The organism is Gallibacterium sp. ZY190522, assembly GCF_054166015.1.
Map to the genome: position 1 here is coordinate 428,877 of NZ_CM135118.1, position 20,588 is coordinate 449,464.

At 38.9% G+C, this 20,588-nt stretch carries 22 protein-coding genes and 4 tRNA genes; 10 read left to right on the forward strand and 16 right to left on the reverse strand.

Annotation, left to right across the window (positions count from 1 at the left end):
• The first annotated feature begins 138 nt into the window (after window positions 1-138).
• From ACXPAV_RS01945 to ACXPAV_RS01965, 5 genes are all read left to right on the forward strand, one after another.
• Window positions 139-1,320 carry an FAD-dependent monooxygenase gene (locus ACXPAV_RS01945; protein WP_458003843.1) on the forward strand — a complete coding sequence of 394 codons (1,182 nt, stop codon included), beginning with the start codon at window positions 139-141 and terminating at the stop codon, window positions 1,318-1,320.
• A 155-nt stretch (window positions 1,321-1,475) separates the two neighbouring features.
• Complete coding sequence (gene infC, locus ACXPAV_RS01950) at window positions 1,476-2,009, forward strand: translation initiation factor IF-3 (RefSeq protein WP_458004380.1); 534 nt, start codon at window positions 1,476-1,478, stop codon at window positions 2,007-2,009.
• 103 nt (window positions 2,010-2,112) lie between these two features.
• Window positions 2,113-2,310, forward strand: coding sequence for a 50S ribosomal protein L35 (gene rpmI, locus ACXPAV_RS01955; RefSeq protein ID WP_013745268.1), 198 nt, complete (start codon window positions 2,113-2,115; stop codon window positions 2,308-2,310).
• A 59-nt stretch (window positions 2,311-2,369) separates the two neighbouring features.
• Complete coding sequence (gene rplT, locus ACXPAV_RS01960) at window positions 2,370-2,723, forward strand: 50S ribosomal protein L20 (RefSeq protein ID WP_013745267.1); 354 nt, start codon at window positions 2,370-2,372, stop codon at window positions 2,721-2,723.
• Between the two features lie 92 nt (window positions 2,724-2,815).
• On the forward strand, window positions 2,816-3,547 hold the full coding sequence (locus ACXPAV_RS01965; RefSeq protein WP_458003844.1) for an ACP-like domain-containing protein: 732 nt from the start codon (window positions 2,816-2,818) through the stop codon (window positions 3,545-3,547).
• Between the two features lie 167 nt (window positions 3,548-3,714).
• Here ACXPAV_RS01965 and ACXPAV_RS01970 read toward each other — a convergent pair whose 3' ends face one another.
• The 7 genes from ACXPAV_RS01970 to folD all read right to left on the reverse strand — a co-directional run bounded on the left by ACXPAV_RS01970 (window position 3,715) and on the right by folD (window position 10,843).
• Entirely contained in the window at window positions 3,715-4,335 is a 621-nt protein-coding gene (locus ACXPAV_RS01970) for a YfgM family protein (RefSeq protein ID WP_458003845.1), read from the reverse strand.
• A gap of 12 nt (window positions 4,336-4,347) precedes the next feature.
• The gene (gene hisS, locus ACXPAV_RS01975; RefSeq protein WP_458003846.1) at window positions 4,348-5,631 is read right to left on the reverse strand and encodes a histidine--tRNA ligase; all 1,284 of its coding nucleotides are present in this window, start codon (window positions 5,629-5,631) and stop codon (window positions 4,348-4,350) included.
• Between the two features lie 21 nt (window positions 5,632-5,652).
• Window positions 5,653-6,768, reverse strand: a complete 1,116-nt coding sequence (gene ispG, locus ACXPAV_RS01980) for a flavodoxin-dependent (E)-4-hydroxy-3-methylbut-2-enyl-diphosphate synthase (protein WP_458003847.1) — start codon at window positions 6,766-6,768, stop codon at window positions 5,653-5,655.
• 24 nt (window positions 6,769-6,792) lie between these two features.
• Entirely contained in the window at window positions 6,793-7,827 is a 1,035-nt protein-coding gene (locus ACXPAV_RS01985; RefSeq protein WP_458003848.1) for a RodZ domain-containing protein, read from the reverse strand.
• 143 nt (window positions 7,828-7,970) lie between these two features.
• Window positions 7,971-8,534, reverse strand: coding sequence for a type IV pilus biogenesis/stability protein PilW (gene pilW, locus ACXPAV_RS01990; RefSeq protein WP_458003849.1), 564 nt, complete (start codon window positions 8,532-8,534; stop codon window positions 7,971-7,973).
• A gap of 20 nt (window positions 8,535-8,554) precedes the next feature.
• On the reverse strand, window positions 8,555-9,673 hold the full coding sequence (locus ACXPAV_RS01995) for a bifunctional tRNA (adenosine(37)-C2)-methyltransferase TrmG/ribosomal RNA large subunit methyltransferase RlmN (RefSeq protein WP_458003850.1): 1,119 nt from the start codon (window positions 9,671-9,673) through the stop codon (window positions 8,555-8,557).
• Between the two features lie 306 nt (window positions 9,674-9,979).
• Window positions 9,980-10,843, reverse strand: a complete 864-nt coding sequence (gene folD, locus ACXPAV_RS02000) for a bifunctional methylenetetrahydrofolate dehydrogenase/methenyltetrahydrofolate cyclohydrolase FolD (protein ID WP_458003851.1) — start codon at window positions 10,841-10,843, stop codon at window positions 9,980-9,982.
• Between the two features lie 151 nt (window positions 10,844-10,994).
• On the opposite strand from folD, the gene ACXPAV_RS02005 reads away from it, so the two are divergent.
• The 5 genes from ACXPAV_RS02005 (at window position 10,995) to ACXPAV_RS02025 (ending at window position 13,987) form a co-directional block, all read left to right on the forward strand.
• A tRNA-Pro gene (locus tag ACXPAV_RS02005) sits at window positions 10,995-11,071 on the forward strand.
• Window positions 11,072-11,106: 35 nt separating this feature from the next.
• Window positions 11,107-11,183: transfer RNA gene (locus ACXPAV_RS02010), tRNA-Arg, on the forward strand.
• A 282-nt stretch (window positions 11,184-11,465) separates the two neighbouring features.
• Window positions 11,466-12,122: a uridine kinase gene (gene udk / locus ACXPAV_RS02015; RefSeq protein WP_458003852.1), complete on the forward strand. Its 657-nt coding sequence runs from the start codon at window positions 11,466-11,468 to the stop codon at window positions 12,120-12,122.
• 15 nt (window positions 12,123-12,137) lie between these two features.
• A complete protein-coding gene (gene dcd / locus ACXPAV_RS02020; RefSeq protein ID WP_013745254.1) occupies window positions 12,138-12,719 on the forward strand; it encodes a dCTP deaminase in 582 nt (193 codons plus the stop codon).
• A gap of 2 nt (window positions 12,720-12,721) precedes the next feature.
• Window positions 12,722-13,987, forward strand: coding sequence for a hypothetical protein (locus ACXPAV_RS02025; protein WP_458003853.1), 1,266 nt, complete (start codon window positions 12,722-12,724; stop codon window positions 13,985-13,987).
• A gap of 73 nt (window positions 13,988-14,060) precedes the next feature.
• Here the strand turns inward: ACXPAV_RS02025 and ACXPAV_RS02030 are convergent.
• The 9 genes from ACXPAV_RS02030 to ACXPAV_RS02070 form a co-directional block, all read right to left on the reverse strand.
• Window positions 14,061-14,137 (reverse strand) — tRNA-Asp (locus tag ACXPAV_RS02030).
• A gap of 22 nt (window positions 14,138-14,159) precedes the next feature.
• Window positions 14,160-14,236: transfer RNA gene (locus ACXPAV_RS02035), tRNA-Asp, on the reverse strand.
• 550 nt (window positions 14,237-14,786) lie between these two features.
• Window positions 14,787-15,743, reverse strand: a complete 957-nt coding sequence (locus ACXPAV_RS02040) for an AEC family transporter (protein ID WP_285096641.1) — start codon at window positions 15,741-15,743, stop codon at window positions 14,787-14,789.
• A 131-nt stretch (window positions 15,744-15,874) separates the two neighbouring features.
• Window positions 15,875-16,519 (reverse strand): adenylate kinase, encoded by a 645-nt coding sequence (adk, locus tag ACXPAV_RS02045; RefSeq protein WP_458003854.1) that lies wholly within the window; start codon window positions 16,517-16,519, stop codon window positions 15,875-15,877.
• Between the two features lie 73 nt (window positions 16,520-16,592).
• On the reverse strand, window positions 16,593-17,864 hold the full coding sequence (locus ACXPAV_RS02050) for an AmpG family muropeptide MFS transporter (protein ID WP_458003855.1): 1,272 nt from the start codon (window positions 17,862-17,864) through the stop codon (window positions 16,593-16,595).
• A 13-nt stretch (window positions 17,865-17,877) separates the two neighbouring features.
• Window positions 17,878-18,894, reverse strand: a complete 1,017-nt coding sequence (gene galE / locus ACXPAV_RS02055; RefSeq protein WP_458003856.1) for a UDP-glucose 4-epimerase GalE — start codon at window positions 18,892-18,894, stop codon at window positions 17,878-17,880.
• A 24-nt stretch (window positions 18,895-18,918) separates the two neighbouring features.
• Window positions 18,919-19,659 (reverse strand): pyruvate formate lyase 1-activating protein, encoded by a 741-nt coding sequence (pflA, locus tag ACXPAV_RS02060; RefSeq protein WP_458003857.1) that lies wholly within the window; start codon window positions 19,657-19,659, stop codon window positions 18,919-18,921.
• An 89-nt stretch (window positions 19,660-19,748) separates the two neighbouring features.
• On the reverse strand, window positions 19,749-20,120 hold the full coding sequence (locus ACXPAV_RS02065) for a hypothetical protein (protein ID WP_458003858.1): 372 nt from the start codon (window positions 20,118-20,120) through the stop codon (window positions 19,749-19,751).
• A gap of 107 nt (window positions 20,121-20,227) precedes the next feature.
• Entirely contained in the window at window positions 20,228-20,581 is a 354-nt protein-coding gene (locus ACXPAV_RS02070) for a hypothetical protein (RefSeq protein ID WP_458003859.1), read from the reverse strand.
• Window positions 20,582-20,588: the final 7 nt, after the last annotated feature.

The window sequence follows — 20,588 nt, forward strand, 5'->3', positions numbered from 1 at the left end:
GCGTAAAAGTTGGCGGCTATTCTACCGATTTATCTGCATAATCTCTAGCACTTCATTGGGGTATGTTAATGATTTTCTTTTAGGCAACTTCAGCTTTTGTGAGTAAAATAAGGGAAAAAAGAAGAAAAGGGTACAAAAATGTGTGAACAGGCAAAACATTATGATTTTATTATTATTGGCGGAGGAATGGTCGGTGCTGCTTGTGCTGCTGGACTAGCTAGATTAGGATTGAAAATATTCGTGCTAGAACGTTTACCTTTACCTCATTTTTCCACTGATTGTGAATATGATTTACGTATTTCCGCTATCAGTCAAGGATCAGTTAAATTATTGGAGAATTTAAATGCGTGGCAATATATCGCAGATCGTCGAGTTTGCCCTTATAGCGAATTAAGTACTTGGGAGATAGAAGGTTTTTCTACCACGTTTAGTGCCAAAGAGGTTGATTTACCGCAACTTGGTTTTATGGTCGAAAATCTCTTGATTCAAGAGGGATTGTGGCAACAGTTCCAACAATTACCGAATGTTGATTTTGCCGCGAATTGTGAGGTCAGTGTACAACAGTATCAGCAGAATATATGGCATCTTATTTTAGACAATGGAGAACGGATTTGTAGTCCATATATTATCGCTGCTGATGGAGCAACCTCTCAATGGCGAACAATTGCTGGTATTGGCGTTACAGGTTGGCGTTATCAACAGGATTGTATGTTAATTTTAGCGGATACGGAAGACGAACAACAGTCAATGACGTGGCAACAATTCTATCCAAGTGGTCCTCGTGCTTTATTGCCATTATTGGGTAAACAGGTCTGTTTGGTTTGGTATGATATGCCTGAAAGGATTGATTTTTTGAAAAAATTATCAGCAGAAAAATTAACAGCAGAAGTTGAGCAATATTTTCCTGAAAGATTAGGTAAAATTACTGTTAAAAAGTGGGGAGCATTCGGCTTAACTCGCCGTCATGCACAAACGTATTATAAAAATGGTGTAGTTCTGGTTGGTGATGCAGCACACAGTATTCATCCTTTAGCTGGACAGGGAGTAAATCTTGGTTTTAAGGATGTGAAAGCATTATTGGAAAATGTTGAGTGGGTACTAAAACAGGATGTCGGTTTAACGAAAGATAACTTTTTGCAACGCTATCAACAGCAACGTTATAAAGATAATCTGTTAATGCAATCAACAATGGATGTTTTTTATAAAACATTTCGTTCTCCATTACTGCCGGTTAAGGTAGCACGTAATATTGCATTATTGGTTTCTGAGCGAGCTGGTTTTATTAAGCGTCAGGCTTTGCGTTATGCTCTAGGCTTATAAACGAAAGTGAGAAAATTGAGCTTGCTTATTGCAACTACAGCGGAAATTTTATAGAATCAGCACCGTTTTTTGTCAATAAATTGATGAACAACCTAAGTTTCTGTATTTTGCAGATGGATAAGTTAACTTAATAGAGGAATAAGATTATTAAAACCATAAAAAAAGCACCAGCAGCTAATCGTCCGAATCGTATTAATGAAGAAATTCGTGTGAAGGAAGTCCGTTTGATCGACCAAGATGGTGAGCAAGCGGGGATTGTATCTATCCAACAGGCATTAGAGTTGGCTGAGCAGGCCGATTTGGATCTTGTCGAAATCAGTCCTAATGCTGAACCTCCGGTTTGCCGTATTATGAATTACGGTAAATTCCTTTATGAAAAGAGCAAAACTGCAAAAGAGCAGAAAAAGAAACAGAAAGTTGTTCAGGTAAAAGAAGTTAAGTTCCGTCCTGGAACTGACGAAGGCGATTATCAGGTAAAACTACGCAGCCTGATTCGCTTTTTGGAAGATGGGGATAAAACTAAAATCACACTACGTTTTCGTGGTCGTGAATTGGCACATCAGCAGATTGGCATCGAAATGTTGGATCGTATCAAAGCAGATTTGGCAGAATTAGCTGTAGTTGAATCTGAACCATCTAAGATTGAAGGTCGTCAAATGGTGATGGTGCTTGCCCCGAAAAAGAAATAGTCAGTGCAGTTCAAGTAGTGAGAAGTAAAGGTGTTTTGCGTCTTTGCTTTTTATTCGCCTGATTATTAGTGATTAATCGTAAACAATGCGGAGTTATTAAACAATGCCTAAAATTAAAACAGTACGTGGTGCTGCTAAACGTTTCAAAAAAACTGGAACTGGCGGTTTTAAACGTAAACAATCTCATCTTCGTCATATTTTGACTAAGAAATCAACTAAACGTAAACGCCATTTACGTCATAAATCAATGGTTGCGAAAGCAGACCAAGTTTTAGTCGTAGCTTGTTTACCATACGCATAACCCACAGGTTAGCGAACGTTTCGTTATTTTTTAAGTACAAATAGACAAAGGAGATTCCTATGGCCCGTGTAAAACGTGGTGTAATTGCAAGAGCTCGTCATAAGAAAATTCTTAAGGCAGCTAAAGGTTATTATGGTGCACGTTCTCGTGTATATCGTGTTGCTTTCCAAGCAGTAATTAAAGCTGGTCAATATGCTTACCGTGACCGCCGTCAACGTAAACGTCAATTCCGTCAATTATGGATTGCTCGTATCAATGCGGCAGCTCGTCAAAACGGTTTATCATACAGCCGTTTTATTAATGGTTTGAAAAAAGCTTCTGTGGAAATCGATCGTAAAATTCTTGCTGATATCGCAGTATTCGATAAAGTAGCTTTCGCAGCTTTAGTTGAAAAAGCAAAATCAGCACTTTAATAAACAGATTTCGTTTATTTTAGGTTTAGAAGGATAGTGATTTAAAAAACACTATCCTTTTTTATTAATTTTTAAATAAAGGGAGTTCAAATATGAAATTAAAATTAGTAACAGTGCTATTCGTGCTTGGTTTGGCACAGGCTTGCAGTGTAAATGCGGCACAATCTACTAATAACAGTAATGATGGTGCTGCCGTAAATACTAATGATTTTTCCGTACAGTTTGCTAAAGGGGAAAATTTCGCCGAATTAAAAGGTACAATTAAAGGCTATGATGTAGATCGCTATAGCTTTTATGCAAAACAAGGCCAGCTTCTTACTTTAGAAACAATCGATAATGACCGACAAATTCAATTTTCACTTATTAACCACGCTAAAGCGACAGCTAATTTATCAGCTATTTATCAAGTGTTGCCGTATTCAGGTAAATATACATTGACTGTATATCAAACTCGTAATGATGCTCGTAAACAGCCGAATGTGAAACGTGTTTATAATGTGAAACTGAAGATTATTAATGTAGAACAGAAAAATATCAAAGGAATCAATGATATAGTTTATCGTTGTGATAACGGTAAAGATCTTAAAATCAGTTATCAACAAGATCAGGTAAACGTTTTTTGGCAAGGTAAAATGGAATTATTAAAATGGGATAAACAGCTAAGCCAAGGTGATAATTTTGTTTTTGCTAATCAATATTATATGTTAAGTGTTGAAGCGTTGAATACTCAAAATTGGCAGCAGAGCAAAGTTAATTCTTGGTTGCAATTAGGTAAAACGGCTTCCCAAGATAAGGTCTTATTACAAGAGTGTGTAGCGAAATAAATGCACTATTTGTGTTTACAGCAAATTTAACCTGTTATATTCGATAGAATGGTTACTGGTATTACTGATAATAGCGTTGTAATGTTATTAGCAATTTTTTTATTTTGATAATATGTGATTTTTCAGATATAAAAATCCCCCCGATAGTGTGTCGGGGGAAAGGGATATTACAAATTATTGATTTGGATTTGTAACCATTGTGCTTCAAGTGGGTTGGCAGTGGTTAATGCCGCTTCAAACGATTTTTTCGCTTCCTCTTTATTACCCATTGCATTATAAATTTCACCTGAAAGCATCGCTTTTCTTCCTTGCCACGCTTGATCCGTTACTTTGTCTAATGTTGCCAATGCCGGTTCAAACTGTTTCAACTGTGTTTGTACACTTGCTAAACGCAGTGCGATTAATGAAATCAATGCGCTATCCTTTGCATTGTTAAGTGCTTTTTGTAGCGTATCGGCAGCTTGTTGCCATTGATTGACGTTAATCTGTTTTTTTGCCTGTTCTAATAATAAAAAGGCGGAGTAAGTGCTGCTTGGGTTGGCTTCAACAAATTGAGTTAATTGGGCATTTGCCTTCCCAGTATCAGATTGTTCGGTAGCCTTCATTATTTGAGAAAATTCCGCAGAAGATTGATGGATTTTCTCTTGCTGATAGCCTTGCCAATAACGCCACCCGAATACACCGATAATAGCTAAAATAATAGCGGCAATAATGACTTTGCCGTTCTCCTTCCACCACTGTTTGATTTCTTCAATTTGCAGTTGTTCATCACTGGTTGTATAAGCCATTATGTTGCCTCCTTAGCGAGATGTGTAAAATGGGGTTAAATAGCCGATAGCATCGGTATTTGCTAATGTAATTTGCTGTTCTCCACTTAATAGATCTTTAATCACAACCTGTTGTCGTGCTACTTCATCTTCACCGAGAATTAATGCAAATTTTGCGCCGAGCTTGTCTGCACGTTTAAATTGTTTTTTAAAGTTACCTCCACTGCAATGCAACATTACTTTAATTTGTGGCAATGCTGAACGCAGTTGAGAGGCTAATTGCAGCGCAGGTAGAGTTGTATTATCCCCTTGATGAATAACATAAATATCAACATTAGGGTTAATCGGTGGATTTTTAACAACTTCCTGAATCAGCAACACTAAACGTTCCAAGCCCATAGCAAAACCGACTGCTGGTGTAGCGTGGCCACCAAGTTGTTCTACTAAACCATCATAGCGTCCGCCACCGCAAACAGTACCTTGTGCACCTAACGCAGTGGTTACCCATTCAAAGACGGTCTTATTGTAGTAATCTAAACCACGTACTAATTTCTGATTAATCTCATAGCGAATACCATATTGTTCTAAAATTGAACAAAGTGTTGCAAAATGTTGGCGAGAGTCTTCATCTAAATAATCGTGCAATTTTGGTGCATCATTTAAAATCAGCTGTACGCGCTCATCTTTACTATCTAGAATTCGTAACGGATTAGTGGTTAAGCGACGTTTACTGTCTTCATCTAACTGTTCTACATAATTTTGCAAATAATTAACCAGTGCATCACGATAGTTTTTACGCGCTTCTAATGAACCGATAGAGTTAAGTTGCAATTGTACGTGATCGGCAATACCTAAATCTTGCCATAATTTTGCAGTCATAATAATTAATTCTGCATCAATTAATGGATTTGCGATACCGAAAACTTCAACCCCGCATTGATGAAATTGGCGATAACGACCTTTTTGCGGACGTTCGTAACGGAACATAGGCCCAATATACCATAAACGCTGTTCTTGATTATAAAGCAAACCGTGTTCGATTCCGGCACGTACACAACCGGCAGTTCCTTCCGGACGCAATGTTAAACTTTCATCATCACGATCATTAAACGTGAACATCTCTTTTTCAACAACATCAGTTACTTCGCCGATAGCACGAGCAAAAAGCGGAGTTGATTCAACAATCGGCATCCGGATTTCTGAGTAACCGTAACTGCTTAAACGCTGCTTGATTTTATTTTCTACCCATTGCCATAACGGTGTATCGCTAGGCAGATAGTCGTTCATTCCTCGAATAGCTTGAATAGTTTTTGCCACATTAAATTCCTATTTTTATGATTAAACTTGTTCTACTTTAATTTGATTATTTGGATCTAACGCACTTATTCGTGCACGAATCTGAGTTTCGAGCTGATCGATAAGATGATCATTATCAAAACGCTCTTTTTGACGTTGTCCGGCGATATAAAAACCACTTTTTTTATTGCCACCGGCGACACCAAGATCGGAAACCAAAGCCTCTCCCGGACCGTTTACCACACAACCGATAATGGAAACATCCATTGGTGTAATAATATCTTCTAAACGTTGTTCTAAAGCATTAACGGTTGCGATAACATCAAACTCCTGACGAGAGCAGGTTGGGCAAGCGATAAAATTAATGCCACGAGAACGGATACGCAATGATTTTAAAATATCGAAACCGACCTTGATCTCTTCTACCGGATCGGCTGCTAAGGAAACACGTAAGGTATCACCTATACCTTCAGCAAGCAACATACCTAGTCCAATAGCACTTTTCACAGAACCGGAGCGGGCGCCACCTGCTTCGGTAATGCCGAGATGAAGTGGCTGTTTAATTTGTTTAGCCAATAATCGATAAGCATCTACTGCTAAGAAAACATCAGAGGCTTTAACACTGACTTTAAACTGATCGAAATTCAATCGATCAAGAATATCAACGTGTCGCAATGCTGACTCTAATAAAGCTTGTGGTGTTGGTTCACCATATTTTTCTTGCAGATCCTTTTCTAATGAACCAGCATTAACACCGATCCGAATTGGAATATTTTTATCTCTGGCACAATCGACTACAACACGGATACGATCTTCTCTACCGATATTACCCGGATTGATTCTTAAACAGTCAACGCCGTATTCAGCAACTTTTAATGCGATACGGTAATCAAAATGAATATCGGCAACTAACGGCACTTTAACCTGTTGTTTAATCAGTTTAAATGCTTCTGCTGCGTCCATTGTTGGCACGGAAACACGTACAATATCAGCACCGACACGCTCCAATGCTTTGATTTGAGCAACAGTTGCTTCAATATCGGTGGTTCTTGTATTCGTCATTGATTGAACAGCAATAGGTGCTCCATCACCGATGGGCACATTGCCAACATAAATACGAGTAGATTTTCTACGTTGAATAGGAGATTGTTTTAACATATTTTTCTTTAAAATTAATGATAATTACTGTTGAGCCGGTAGCGTTAATTTTGCTACACGACCATCAATTTTTAATGGCACATCTTGACCTTGGTAACTGATTTTTACATTTTGTGGTGCACCAATAATTAATGAATAAGGCGCATCACCAGTTAAATCTAAAATTTCGCCGCGTCTGTATTCTCGTTCTGCTAATGTTTTGCGATTAGCATCTTTTATACTAAGCCAACAACTTTCACCGGTAATTTCAATTTTTAAATTATTTGGAATAACATCTTCTGCAGCAGGATTGGTGGTTGTTAAGTTTTCTGTAGTACTGTTATTGCCATCAATTTTATTCATTTCTGTAGCTAAAGCTTCGGTTGATGTATTTGGATAAGCTTCACTGTTTTTATTTTCACTACTATTGTTAGTAGAGCTATTAGTTACTACGGTTGTTTCTTTATTATTAACTACTGCTGTAGTCTCGTTAGCTTCAGTTTGAAGATTGGTAGTGCTTGTTGTTTCAATATTTTCGTTATTATCGGTTACTGTTGTTTCTGTATTGTTACCGTTTTCACTTATTGAATCAGTGCCTACTGGAGTGCTCTCAGTTGTGTTTTGTTCCGTTATGGAATGCTCTTCAACAAAATTATTGCGTTCGCTAGCAGAACGTTGGTGATCCTGCCACCACCATAAAACAGTCATACCGATGATGATAATTAATACAATACAACTTAAAGGTCGTAACCAACGGTGATGAGAAACATAGCGATTAACAGAGTTTTTGGTACGATGATTTTTATTTAAGTCATTTTTTACTTCCGTACCAAAGGCAATATTATCGGTTAATAAAGTTGCTGGTAAATGTAGAAATTTTAAGTAATTACGTAAGTAACCACGAGCGAAAGTTGCTGGAATATCTTTTAAAACAAATTGGTTTTCTTCGAATTGTTTTAATATTACCGGTCGTAAGTTTATCTGTTCGGCAACCTGTTCAATAGTTAATCCAAGTTGTTCACGAGCATTACGCAGTTGTTGTCCTAAATCGACATTAGTTGCAAGTTGTTCCTGATCCATAATCGTTCATTACTTATTGTGATGAATAGCTGTAGCGGATTGTAAGAATACGCTGGTGGCTATAAAGAAAAATTATTTAGCTATTATACAGATTGGCAGGCAAGAGAAAAATAAGAATAATCTCAATCAAGGTGATTTTGCCGTTATTTATGTAAACGTTGCCGTAAATTTTTCGCTTTATCTACAGAATATTTCTCCAATTGGGTTAAAGCTTGTTCAATTTTGTTTTGATCGTTAGCTAAAACGGCACAAATAGCAATATTTTCATAAGTATCAGCAAAATGATAATAAGATTTACTTTTTAATGCTTGTTCAAAAAAATTAAATGCCGCATTAAATTGTCGTTGAGAGCAGAGGTAAGTAGCATAGTTATTCAATACATCGCCATTCTTAGGAGAAAGAGTGAGTGCTTTTTGATAATATTCTCCAGCAAGTTCGAGTTGTTGGGTATGTTGATAAAAATAGGCTAAACCAAGATAAGGCAAGTAATCATTTGGAGTATGTTGTAGTGCTTTATCTAAATTAGCTTTTGCTAATGTAGGATTGCCGTGTGATAAATAAGCTAACCCTAATTCAACACGAGTTTTTGCCGCAGCGGCATTATTAGAAGTAGGAGATTTATTTATAGCAGAATGACTACAAGCAAAAAGTGAAAATAGTGAGGAAAGTAGAATAAAAAATTTCAGTTTCATCATTATATTTTTCATAATTTCCTCACTTACTAGCATTAAGATTGCGTTATTTCAATATTTTTACCAAAAGCTCGTTTTTGTGCAGTACGTTTTGTACGATCAATTACATCTCCGGCAAGTTGTCCACAAGCCGCATCAATATCATCGCCACGAGTTTTTCGTACAATAACGGTAAATCCATATTCCATTAATGTTTTTTGGAAGCGATCGATACGCGTATTAGAACTCTTGTTATAAGGTGCTTCTGGGAACGGATTCCAAGGAATAAGGTTAATTTTACAAGGTGTATTTTTTAACACTTTTGCTAATTGATGGGCGTGTTCAACTTCATCATTAACGTGATCGAGCATAACATATTCAATCGTTACTTTGCCGTGGTTCGCATTGGAAATTTTTAGATAGCGATTTACGGAATCTATCAACATTTCAATGTTATATTTTTTATTTAAAGGCACAATTTCATTGCGTAATTCATCATTCGGTGCGTGTAATGAAATTGCTAAAGCAACATCGATCATTTCACCCAATTTATCAAGTGCTGGCACAACACCGGAGGTTGATAAAGTCACTCGGCGCTTGGATAAACCATAACCAAAATCATCTAACATAATCTCCATTGCTGGTACTACATTGCTTACGTTTAACAAGGGTTCGCCCATCCCCATCATCACCACATTAGTAATCGGTCTCACTTTTGTTTCACCGAAAGCACCAATCACTTTGGAAGCGCGCCAAACTTGACCAATAATTTCAGAAACGGTCAAATTACGATTAAAACCTTGTTGCGCCGTTGAACAGAATGTACAAGCCAAAGCACAACCAACTTGGGAAGATACGCAAAGTGTGGCACGATCTGCTTCCGGAATATAAACACTCTCGATTTGTTGATCACCAACCTGCATAGCCCATTTTATAGTACCATCGGAAGAACGTTGTTCAACCGCAATTTCAGGTGCTTTAATTTCTGCAACTTGTTTTAGCTTTTCCCGCAAAACCTTATTGATATTTGTCATATTGTCAAAATTATCTTCGGCGTAATGGTAGATCCATTTCATAATCTGATCGGCTCGGAAAGGTTTTTCGCCAAGATCCGCCAAAAAATGACGCATTTCTTGACGAGTTAAATTCAGTAAATTGGTTTTTTCAGTAGTCATAAATTGCCTCGTTATTACACATTGTGGCATTAGCAATAAATTTGTGCTTCACAGTTGCCATATTTTAAAAAGCACGCATTTTACTGAGTTGCTGCACATTATGCTAGCAAATTTGTGATATATATTGCGTTAAATTTAGTGCAAATTTGTGAGCTGTATCGAAAAATAAAAAAATAGTGTGCTTTTCTATAATTGCAGTATGTTGCAGCGCAAATTGAAAGATAGAAAAAATCACTGATTAAGTGCTAACTAAGCCCTGTATTAACAGGGCTTGAGTGCTATAGGAATGTTGATTGAATTATGAACTTAATCAGCGATATTGAGATGATTTTTATAGGCTGAGAGCGTATTAACCATCAACATTGCAACTGTCATAGGACCGACTCCGCCTGGAACCGGTGTAATAAAACTTGCTCGTTGTTGTGCAGCTTCAAATCCGATATCACCGATAACTTTCTTATCGGCAACTCGGTTAATACCGACATCAATTACTATTGCTCCGGGCTTTACCCATTCGCCTGGTATTAAATGTGGTTTACCGACAGCAACAATCAAAATATCCGCTTGAGCAACCAATTCCTGCAAGTTTTTCGTAAAGCGGTGCGTTACGGTCACAGTTGCACCTGCAAGCAGTAATTCCATTGCCATTGGGCGACCGACAATATTGGAGGCACCAACAATAACAGCGTGTTGTCCGTGTAGATCAACACCGGTGGTTTCGAGCAGTTTCATAATGCCGTAAGGTGTGCAAGCACGTAATGTTGGAATGCGTTGGCATAAACGCCCTACATTATAAGGATGAAAACCGTCCACATCTTTTGATGGAGTAATACGTTCGATAACTTTTACGCTACTGATATGTTTTGGCAAAGGTAATTGAACTAAAATGCCGTCAATAGTATCGTCCTGATTCAATTCATCAATTAATGAGAGCAGTTCCTGTTCAGAAATAGTGTCTGATAAATTATATGATTTTGATTGAATCCCCACTTCTAGACAACTTTTTTTCTTATTATCGACATAAATTTGTGATGCGGGATTTTCTCCTACTAAAATTACTGCTAGTCCTGGGGAACGCAGCCCTTGATCAATGATAGTTTGAATTTTTTGATGAAGGTCACTCTTAATAGATTTTGCTAAATCCTTACCGGAAATGATTTGAGCGGACATTGTTTTCTCCATAATGTGTTTGCATGAACGCTAATTTTCGCAAAAAAAAGCTTGTTTGATAAGAGTATGGATTAATTTTAAGCGTTTATTTTTAAATTTAAAAAAAATGATTGACGCAACAGAAATAAAAATTATAATGCACCTCACACGTCGGCGAGTAGCGCAGTTTGGTAGCGCAACTGGTTTGGGACCAGTGGGTCGTAGGTTCAAATCCTATCTCGCCGACCATTTTTTTATCTTTTATTTCCACCTTTTTATCCTATGCGCCCTTAGCTCAGCTGGATAGAGCAACGGCCTTCTAAGCCGTAGGTCATTGGTTCGAATCCAATAGGGCGTGCCATTTTAATAAGTCCCTTTTAATATAAAATTATGTCTTTCTTGATCTGATATTTATCTGAGAGATAACGTATTTTTTCGCTTTTTCTTAATTTTATATGCCTTTATTATTGCTTCTTTTTATTAAATCTTTGGATTGAATAAAATTGCTTAAGTGGTCATTTTCAAGTGATCACACTTTTCTCATACTTTAACTGGCGATTCTTTTTCTATGACTTAACAGTCAACCCCCTTTTCTTTATAATAGTTGGAGTTTTTTATTTATCGGTTAAATGGCGAAATTATTATGTCGGAAATTGCAACAACACAAGAACCCTCCATTATCATTGGTATTGCCGGCGCTTCAGCATCAGGCAAAAGTCTAATTGCTTCAACAATTTATAAAGAGCTTTGTGAAGAGTTGGGCTGTGAAGAGATCGGTATCATTTCAGAAGATTGTTATTACAAGGATCAAAGTCATCTGGATTTTAAAACCCGAACCAAAACCAATTATGACCATCCTAATTCAATGGATCGTGAATTGTTGTTACAACATTTACAATCATTAAAAATGGGCGAAGCGGTTGACATTCCAGAATATAGTTATGTTGAGCATACTCGCACCGGAAATACCAGACATTTTGAGCCGAAAAAGGTGATTATTCTTGAAGGTATTTTGTTATTGACTGATGAACGTATTCGTAACGAAATCAATGTTTCCATCTTTGTGGATGCACCGTTGGATATCTGTTTTATCCGTCGCTTAAAACGAGATATGGAAGAGCGCGGCAGAACAATGGATTCCGTAGTAGAGCAGTATCGCAAAACCGTTCGTCCAATGTTTTTCCAATTTATTGAGCCGTCAAAGCAGTATGCGGATATTATCGTGCCGCGTGGCGGAAAAAATCGTATTGCAATAAATATTCTTAAGGCGCAAATTTTACAATTACTTCGTAAAAAATAGTGGAAAGGTGAAGTGATGAGATTATGTGATGTCGATATTGAACGCTATTTGGATGAAGGGAAGATCGTTCTCACTCCACGTCCGGACAGCAGCAAAATTAATGGCGCAACGGTGGATGTGCGTTTAGGCAACTCTTTCCGTGTATTTCGCGACCATTCAGCCGCTTATATTGATTTAAGCGGTCCGAAAGAGTCGGTAACGGCACAATTAGAGCGTGTGATGAGTGATGAAATCATCATTGAAGATGGCGAACCTTTCTTTTTGCATCCGGGCGTATTGGCATTGGCGAGCACTTATGAGTCGGTTAAATTACCGAGTAATATTATCGGCTGGTTGGACGGACGTTCGTCTTTGGCACGCTTAGGCTTAATGGTTCACGTTACGGCTCATCGTATTGATCCGGGTTGGGAAGGGCGAATTGTGTTGGAATTTTACAATTCCGGTAAATTGCCGTTGGCATTGCGTCCTAAAATGGTGATCGGCGCATTGAGTTTTGAAGTGTTAAGCGGTGAAGCGCAAAGACCATATAACAGTCGCTCCGATGCAAAATATAAAAATCAGCAAGGTGCGGTGGCGAGTAGGATAGATAAGGATTAATTATGAAACGGAAGTGGCTGCTTATTGTTATTGCGGTGGTGGCATTAGGCATCGGTCTGGTGCAGTACCAAATCCCGAAAATGGCTCACTATATCACACAGCGCCTTGCTTCCGACTATGATATTAAACTTAAACCGGAAAGTTTAAGTTTCTCCTATTTCCCTTTAACTGTTCACGCCGAAGAGGTACATTACCACAAAAACGGTTGGACGCTTGCTGCCGAAGAGCTGGATTTAATGCTCAATTATTGGGGCTGGATGTCCGGCAAAAATTGGATCAAACAGGTCGAAGTTGAGAACGGCAGCATTTATAAAGACAACGAGGCTTATTTAACCCATATTTCAGCGGTGGTGAAGCAGATTAGCCAAACATCCGTATTAAGTGCCAAAGTGGAGTTTTCAGATGCAGAAAACCGTTATTTTCAGCAGCTAAAAGGGCAGTTTTATTTGCAGCTTGCCGATCATCACTATCTGATAAAACAACTTAATGCCGATTGGCAATGGTTGCAGAAAATTGGCGAGATGAAAGCCACAAAATTACAATTCGATGAAGCGGTGATTGATGCCAAAGCCGGAGAAGCGCAGGCAACAGAAGTTATGCTCAATCAGTTGAAATTAGCTCGCATTCAAATGAAGCTTAAAGCACAGGATCAAGCAGAATGGCAATTGGTGTTTGCTCCGAATGCACAAATTTTATTAACGCAGAAAAAGGATGATCAGCAACAAAATGAATGGCATTTTGTGGGAGAAAATGTGCCGTTTGAGCCGATAACAACGCTGCTGGGTTATCAACCATTGATTGACTCTTCTTTTAATTTTAATGGTGAGATTGCAACGCCGGCAGAGCAGCAGCAAGTGCAATTCCATTTTGAAAGCGTCAACGGCGGCAAAATTAAAGGCTTTAATGTAGTAACCTTATTGGAGTCATCGCTGCCTTTTTCATTGGCAAATCCGGATAGATCATTGCAAGACAGCAAGTTTAACAAACTTAGCGGCAGTCTGATCGGCGATGCATCACTGCTTCAACTACAACATATCGAACTTGATCTGCCGGCGGTCAATCTTGCCGGACAGGGCAATGTTTATCCTCAATCTTCTCAATGTGAATGGAAGTTTGATTTACAACCGCACCAACAAAAATATCAACAATATCAAATCGGTATTGATTTAAATGGAGATTGTTCATCACCTCGTTATCGTATCCGTTTGGATGATGTTCTCAAAGAGAAAGTAAAATCAAAATTACAACAATTACTGGAAAAATTATAACTAGCAACAGCAAAGCAACGCTAAGTAGTCATTTTCAACAGGCAATTTGGAATGATCAGGAAATGCTAGAAAATGGCGGAACGGACGGGACTCGAACCCGCGACCCCCTGCGTGACAGGCAGGTATTCTAACCAGCTGAACTACCGCTCCGCGAAAAAAGGACTAAATGAAATGGCGGAACGGACGGGACTCGAACCCGCGACCCCCTGCGTGACAGGCAGGTATTCTAACCAGCTGAACTACCGCTCCGCATTTGTGGTGCGCATAATAATATCGTTGAGAGATCTCGTCAACCTCTTTTTATGAAATTTAGTTTAATTGATGAATTGATAAGCTAAAGAGCAAAATTTACGACAATTTCTTGCGACAAAAATGTCTTAATGGCGAATTTTTTGCCATTTTAGAAAGGTGTCATTTTTTGATTTTTCAGAAAGTAACTTTGCTTAAAGCAGAATCATTTGAAAATAAACAGCTAAAAAGATGAGTAAAATTATCTTTTTATCCAATTTTCAGCAATTAGCAAACATAATCAATAACAGATATTTTCACCTTTATCCGTATTCAGTGTTTTACTCAAATTTATAGTGACTTTTACTATTTATTATCAGATATGTGAAATACTGATTAGAACACTTCGTTTTCAAGCCTTTGATTTTTTTCGATAATACTTTTCTATTACGCTGTTTTTAAATTTTACACCGATGTTTCATAAACGATATGAGCAGTTGTTTTATCATTTTTACCACTATCAATATCATTAAGTAAAAAATAAAATCTACATTTGGTCGAAACCAAAAAATTACATCCAATTCAACTGCTTCAAAATCACAATCCCAATGGCAGAACTCACAATCGCGCCAATGGTGGTGATGCCAACAATATTAGCGGCGGTTTTGGCATTGCCGCCCATACTCCGCACCATCGGGTAACTGGCGACGGCAACCGGTGTGGCGCTCATTAAGAAAATCACGCCTAAACTGATGTTGTCTAAATTAAACACTCGTGCGAAAACCACCATCACTAACGGTGCAAAAAAGATGCGCCCGATACTGGATTGAAAAGCGATTTTTGAAGAGGTATCCATTCCTTTTAAATCCAAGCTGGCGCCGGTGCAGAGCAGTGCCAACGGTAATGTCATTCGAGAGAGATAATCGCCAGTGCTGATTAGAGATTTAGGAATAGTGAAACCAAGTTTGCTAACGATTAAAGCCAACACAATTGAGATAACCAGTGGGTTTTTCGCAATTTGGCGTAGGATATGTACTAGGTTTGTTTTTCCGTTGGTAGCGAGTGAACGGCTTAGTGTAATTACGGCTAAAATATTATATAAAATAGTAATTACAGCAGTATAAACTGAAGCCGTGGCTATGCCGGAAGATCCATAAGCATTGGCACAGAGTGATAACCCGATAATGCCACTATTACCACGGAAAACGCCTTGCACGAAAGTGCCTCGTTCACGTTTATCTTCAATATATTTGGCAGCGTAAAATTCAGACAGCAAGAAAATAATGATGCAGCCGAGATAACCGACAGACACCATTTTGAGCTGTGCGGCATAATCGGTCGGATGTTGCACAATGCTGAGGAAGAGCAGTGCCGGCAAGGTGATGTTGAAAACTAATTTTGAGCCCTGTTGGCTGAATTGATCGTTGATCATTCCGATACGGCGCAGATAGATTCCTAAAAACAGCATTAAGATATTGGGCAGGGTGACGCCGATAGAAAATGATATGGATGCTAGAAATCCCTCCATTTTTACCTCACTTGTCGGGTTAACGTAGCAACGAGAAGTTAGCTCATTGTGAAGAAAAAAGTGTGCTGATGAAAATGATCAGCACACGTCGCCATTATTTTGTGTTTCGTTGTGAAACGAATTGGAAGGAATTAACCTAAAATTTCTGCCAATTTTGCACTGACGGCATCAACGGTTAAGGTGCCGTCAAGACGGAAATAGGCGGTTTTACCGGCATCCGCTTCTTTTTTATAGTAATCAACTAATGGTTGTGTTGTTGAGTGATAAACTTTTAAGCGATCCAATACGGTTTCAGGTTTGTCATCGGCACGGATAATTAAATCTTCGCCGGTAACGTCATCTTTACCCTCCACTTTAGGCGGATTGTAAACAATGTGGTAACTGCGTCCGGACGGTTGGTGTACACGGCGACCGCTCATACGTTCCACAATCACTTTATCCGGCACATCAAATTCCAATACGAAGTCGATCGCAATACCGGCAGCCTTTAAAGCGTCCGCTTGTGGGATAGTGCGTGGGAAACCGTCTAATAAGAAACCTTTTGCACAATCAGGTTGTGCGACACGATCTTTAACCAATGCAATGATTAAATCATCCGGCACTAATTTACCGGCATCCATTAACACTTTTGCTTGTTTGCCTAAATCAGAACCGGCTTTGATTGCGGCACGCAACATATCGCCGGTTGAGATTTGTGGAATACCGTATTTATTCATAATGAATTGGGCTTGTGTGCCTTTGCCTGCGCCCGGTGCGCCTAAAAGAATAATTTTCATAGATACCTCTTGTCGTTCAAAAATGTGAATACCTTACCTGTATGTGGTAGTAAACACAAGCTAAATTAAAAATTTATTGCTCGGTTGTTGCTGCTTTGTAAGGAGCGACCCAAAACAGGCACAGCATTCCCGGAATCGCCAACACAAAACAGAGCAGATAAAAGTGATAATAACCTAATTGTTCGATCAGCCAACCTGCGCTTGAACCCAATAATGTGCGAGGCAATGCCGCTAAACTGGTGAATAAGGCTAATTGGGTGGCGGTATAAAGCGGATTGGTTTCTCTTGCCATAAAAGCAACAAAGGCGGCAGTGCCTAAGCCGATGCCGATATATTCGCCGCCGACCACCAATGCTAACGCGAACAGTTCAAAATGTCCGATTTGTTGGAATTGCCCGAAATGTGCCAACCAAGCGAAGCCTAAAATGGTGAGAATTTGCACCAATCCGAACCACCATAACGCTTTATTGATGCCGATTTTTAACATCAAAATACCGCCGACAATGCTGGCGATCAACATTGGCCATAAACCGGCGTTTTTGGCGATGAGCGCAATATCCAAACTGCTGTATCCCATATCGATATAAAAAGGAGTCAATAATGCGGTTGCCATTGTGTCGCCGAGTTTATACAGGCACATAAATGACAACACCAAAATCAGCTGTTTTGCACCTTTGCGTTGGTAAAATTCGGTGAAAGGTTCGATCACAGTCTGTTTTAAGGTTTTCGGCGGTGCTGCTTTCAGGAGCGGTTCACGAGCGATAAAGAGTGTTGCCAGTAAACCGGGCAGCATAAAAAGAGCGGTGATAATAAAGACGCTGTGCCAGCTGTAATAAGCACTTAAAAAGATCGAGAGCGAGGCTGGCACCAATCCGGCAAGACGATAGGCATTAACGTGAATCGAGTTCCCTAGCCCCAGTTCATTGTCGCTTAAAATTTCACGTCGATAGGCATCCAGAACAATATCTTGCGTTGCAGAGAAGAAAGCCACAATGGTGGAAAGGATAGCGATTGTTTTTAAATCTTGTTGAGGGGTTAGACAAGAAAATTCCAGTAGAGTAATTAGTAACAGTAATTGAAATAGAAAAATCCAACCACGTCTCCGACCTAATAGCGGTAAAGCATATCGATCCAGCAGTGGAGACCAAAGAAATTTCCAAGTATAGGGTAAGTTAATTAAGGTGAACAGACCGATAGTCTTCAGATCAATCTGTTCACTACGTAGCCAATAGGGAATCAGGCTGATTAAAATATAGAGCGGTAAACCAGAACTAAAACCGGTAAATACGCAAATTAGCATATTACGACTAAAAATTTGCTTAGAAACGGAAGTATTTACCGGCATAAATTGTTCCTGATTACTCTTTATATCCGTTCGGATTATTTTTTTGCCAATTCCAAGTGTCACGCATCATTTGTTCCAAATCACGCTCAGTTTTCCAACCAAGTTCTTTTAATGCTAATGATGGATCAGAATAGCAAACGGCAATATCGCCTGGACGGCGGTCAGTTAGACGATATGGGATCTTAATATTATTTACCTTTTCAAAGGCGTGTACCATATCTAATACGGAATAACCGGTTCCTGTACCTAAATTATATATATGCAGACCAGCATCATTTTCGTGACGATTCAGTGCCTTAAGATGCCCGACTGCTAAATCAACCACGTGAATATAATCACGCACACCAGTGCCATCGTGGGTTGAATAGTCACTACCAAAGACGGAAAGTTGTTGTAATTTACCAATTGCCACTTGGCTGATATACGGCAAAAGATTATTTGGAATACCATTAGGATCTTCACCGATTAAACCACTTTCGTGCGCACCGACCGGATTGAAATAACGCAAGATGGTCATACTGAATTGTGGAATAGCTTTCACTACATCCATAATGATACGTTCCACCATAAATTTTGATGTGCCGTAAGGATTGGTTGTGCCTCCAACATTGCATTGTTCTGTAATCGGGATAATTTCCGGATCACCATAAACGGTGGCGGAAGAGCTGAAAACAAAATTGAAAACACTGGCTTGACGCATTTCATCAAGCAGCGTCAACGAGCCTTCAACATTATTACGATAATACTCAATCGGTTTGACCACGCTTTCGCCTACCGCTTTTAAGCCGGCAAAATGGATCACGGATTCAATGTTATGGTCGGCAAAAATGCGTTTTAATAAAGTACGATCCAACACATCGCCCTGATAAAATGTTACCGCTTTGCCGGTGATCTGTTTAATACGATCCAAAGATTTAGCAGAGGAGTTGGAAAGATTATCCAACACCACTACTTCACGATTGGCATTGAGTAGTTCGACAACAGTATGTGAGCCAATATATCCGGTACCGCCTGTAACCAAAACCGCCATTGTTACCTCCTTCGGTAAATTAATTTAATATTTTACGGTTAAGCCGAATTGTTCCAACTGAGCCTTAATTTTTTCCAATGACTCTTTTGTTGGCGGCTTAACATCTTCCAATTCATATTTTAAGCCGAGCGTTTCCCATTTATGTTTACCCAATTGGTGATAAGGAAGTAGTTCGACTTTCTCAATATTTTTCATATCTTTAATAAATTCACCTAATAACTGCACCGAATGTTCATCATCGGTATACCCCGGAACGACAACATAGCGAATCCAAGTTTTTTGATTACGTTTTTGCAGATATTTAGCAAATTCTAAAGTGCGTTTATTGGATACACCAATCAAATCTTGATGAATACTGTCATCAAGCTGTTTTAAATCCAACAGAACAAGGTCAGTTACATCAAGCAGTTCATCGATAACCTGATTATAATGACGCACAAAACCGTTAGTATCCAAACAAGTGTGGATACCCTCTTTTTTGCAGGCACGGAACCAGTCTCGAATAAATTCTGGCTGCAAAATAGCTTCCCCACCGGAAGCGGTAACGCCACCTCCAGAGGCATTCATAAAGTGGCGATAGGTCACCACTTCTTTCATTAATTCTTCAACAGTAATTTCCTTACCGCTATGTAAATCCCAAGTGTCACGATTATGACAATATTTACAGCGCATTAAACAGCCCTGAGTGAATAAAATAAAACGGATTCCAGGGCCATCAACCGTACCGCATGACTCAAAAGAATGGACTCTTCCAACTGCTGACATTTTACCTGCCTTTATGATTATAGTATCTTCAAAAATTTTTTAATTTTAACTGAATTTGTTGTAAATGTCAGGCAGCATATGCACTAGCTCTACTGTAGAAGATCTGATGACATTAAATCTGCCATTGCGAAAGGCATTGCTAGAGATATAGCAACAGCTGTCGTTATTTCTGCTCTGAGTTTCTCTGTTTCCGTTTTCTGTGCTGTACTTCCTTGAGAATTATAAAATCCCCAAATTTGCCCTCCTATTAAATCATGCGTCCCAGCAAAAGACTCTACTAATCTATCTGAAAAACTTCCCACTTTATACAGTATAGTTATATTAGATGGTAGATACCAACCACCTTCAATCGCCTGAAAGCCACCCGTAGAACCATATAACTCTTGTACTATTTTCGATTGGTTATAACTGGAGGAGGCGGAGAAGCCGTAACCAACAGTCACTTGACCACTCACGTTCATTTGTTTGCCTTTATAGGTCATCGTATCTTGTAGGCTTTCGATATTTAGGTTTTCGGCATCAAGTTTAATTGCTTTGCACTTTCAAGGTTTACAATCTATGTATAAAGCTAATCCCAAGGCTTCGCATCGGGTTTGCTGTGTTTGGCTCTCCATTCAATGCACAGTGGATCATACCAAGCAATTCTTTCTTCACAAACGGGGCCTTTCTCTAAATACCAGCCTTTTTGCTCCATACATAAATTGACTTTAGTCTTCATACTTTCTCCTAGAACAGGATCCATGCCACAAGCTCGCATATCTTTCTCCCTTTGAGAGATGAAATCAAATTTTTCTTTTCTATCAGGGGAGTAAAATTGCTTTCCTGGAGCCCAAGAATGGTGTTGTTTGGGTGGTTTAAAGCCCCCCATTTCACAAGAAAGTAGCACGCTGCTGGTTAAGATGATGGTGATGATTTTTTTCATAACGCCT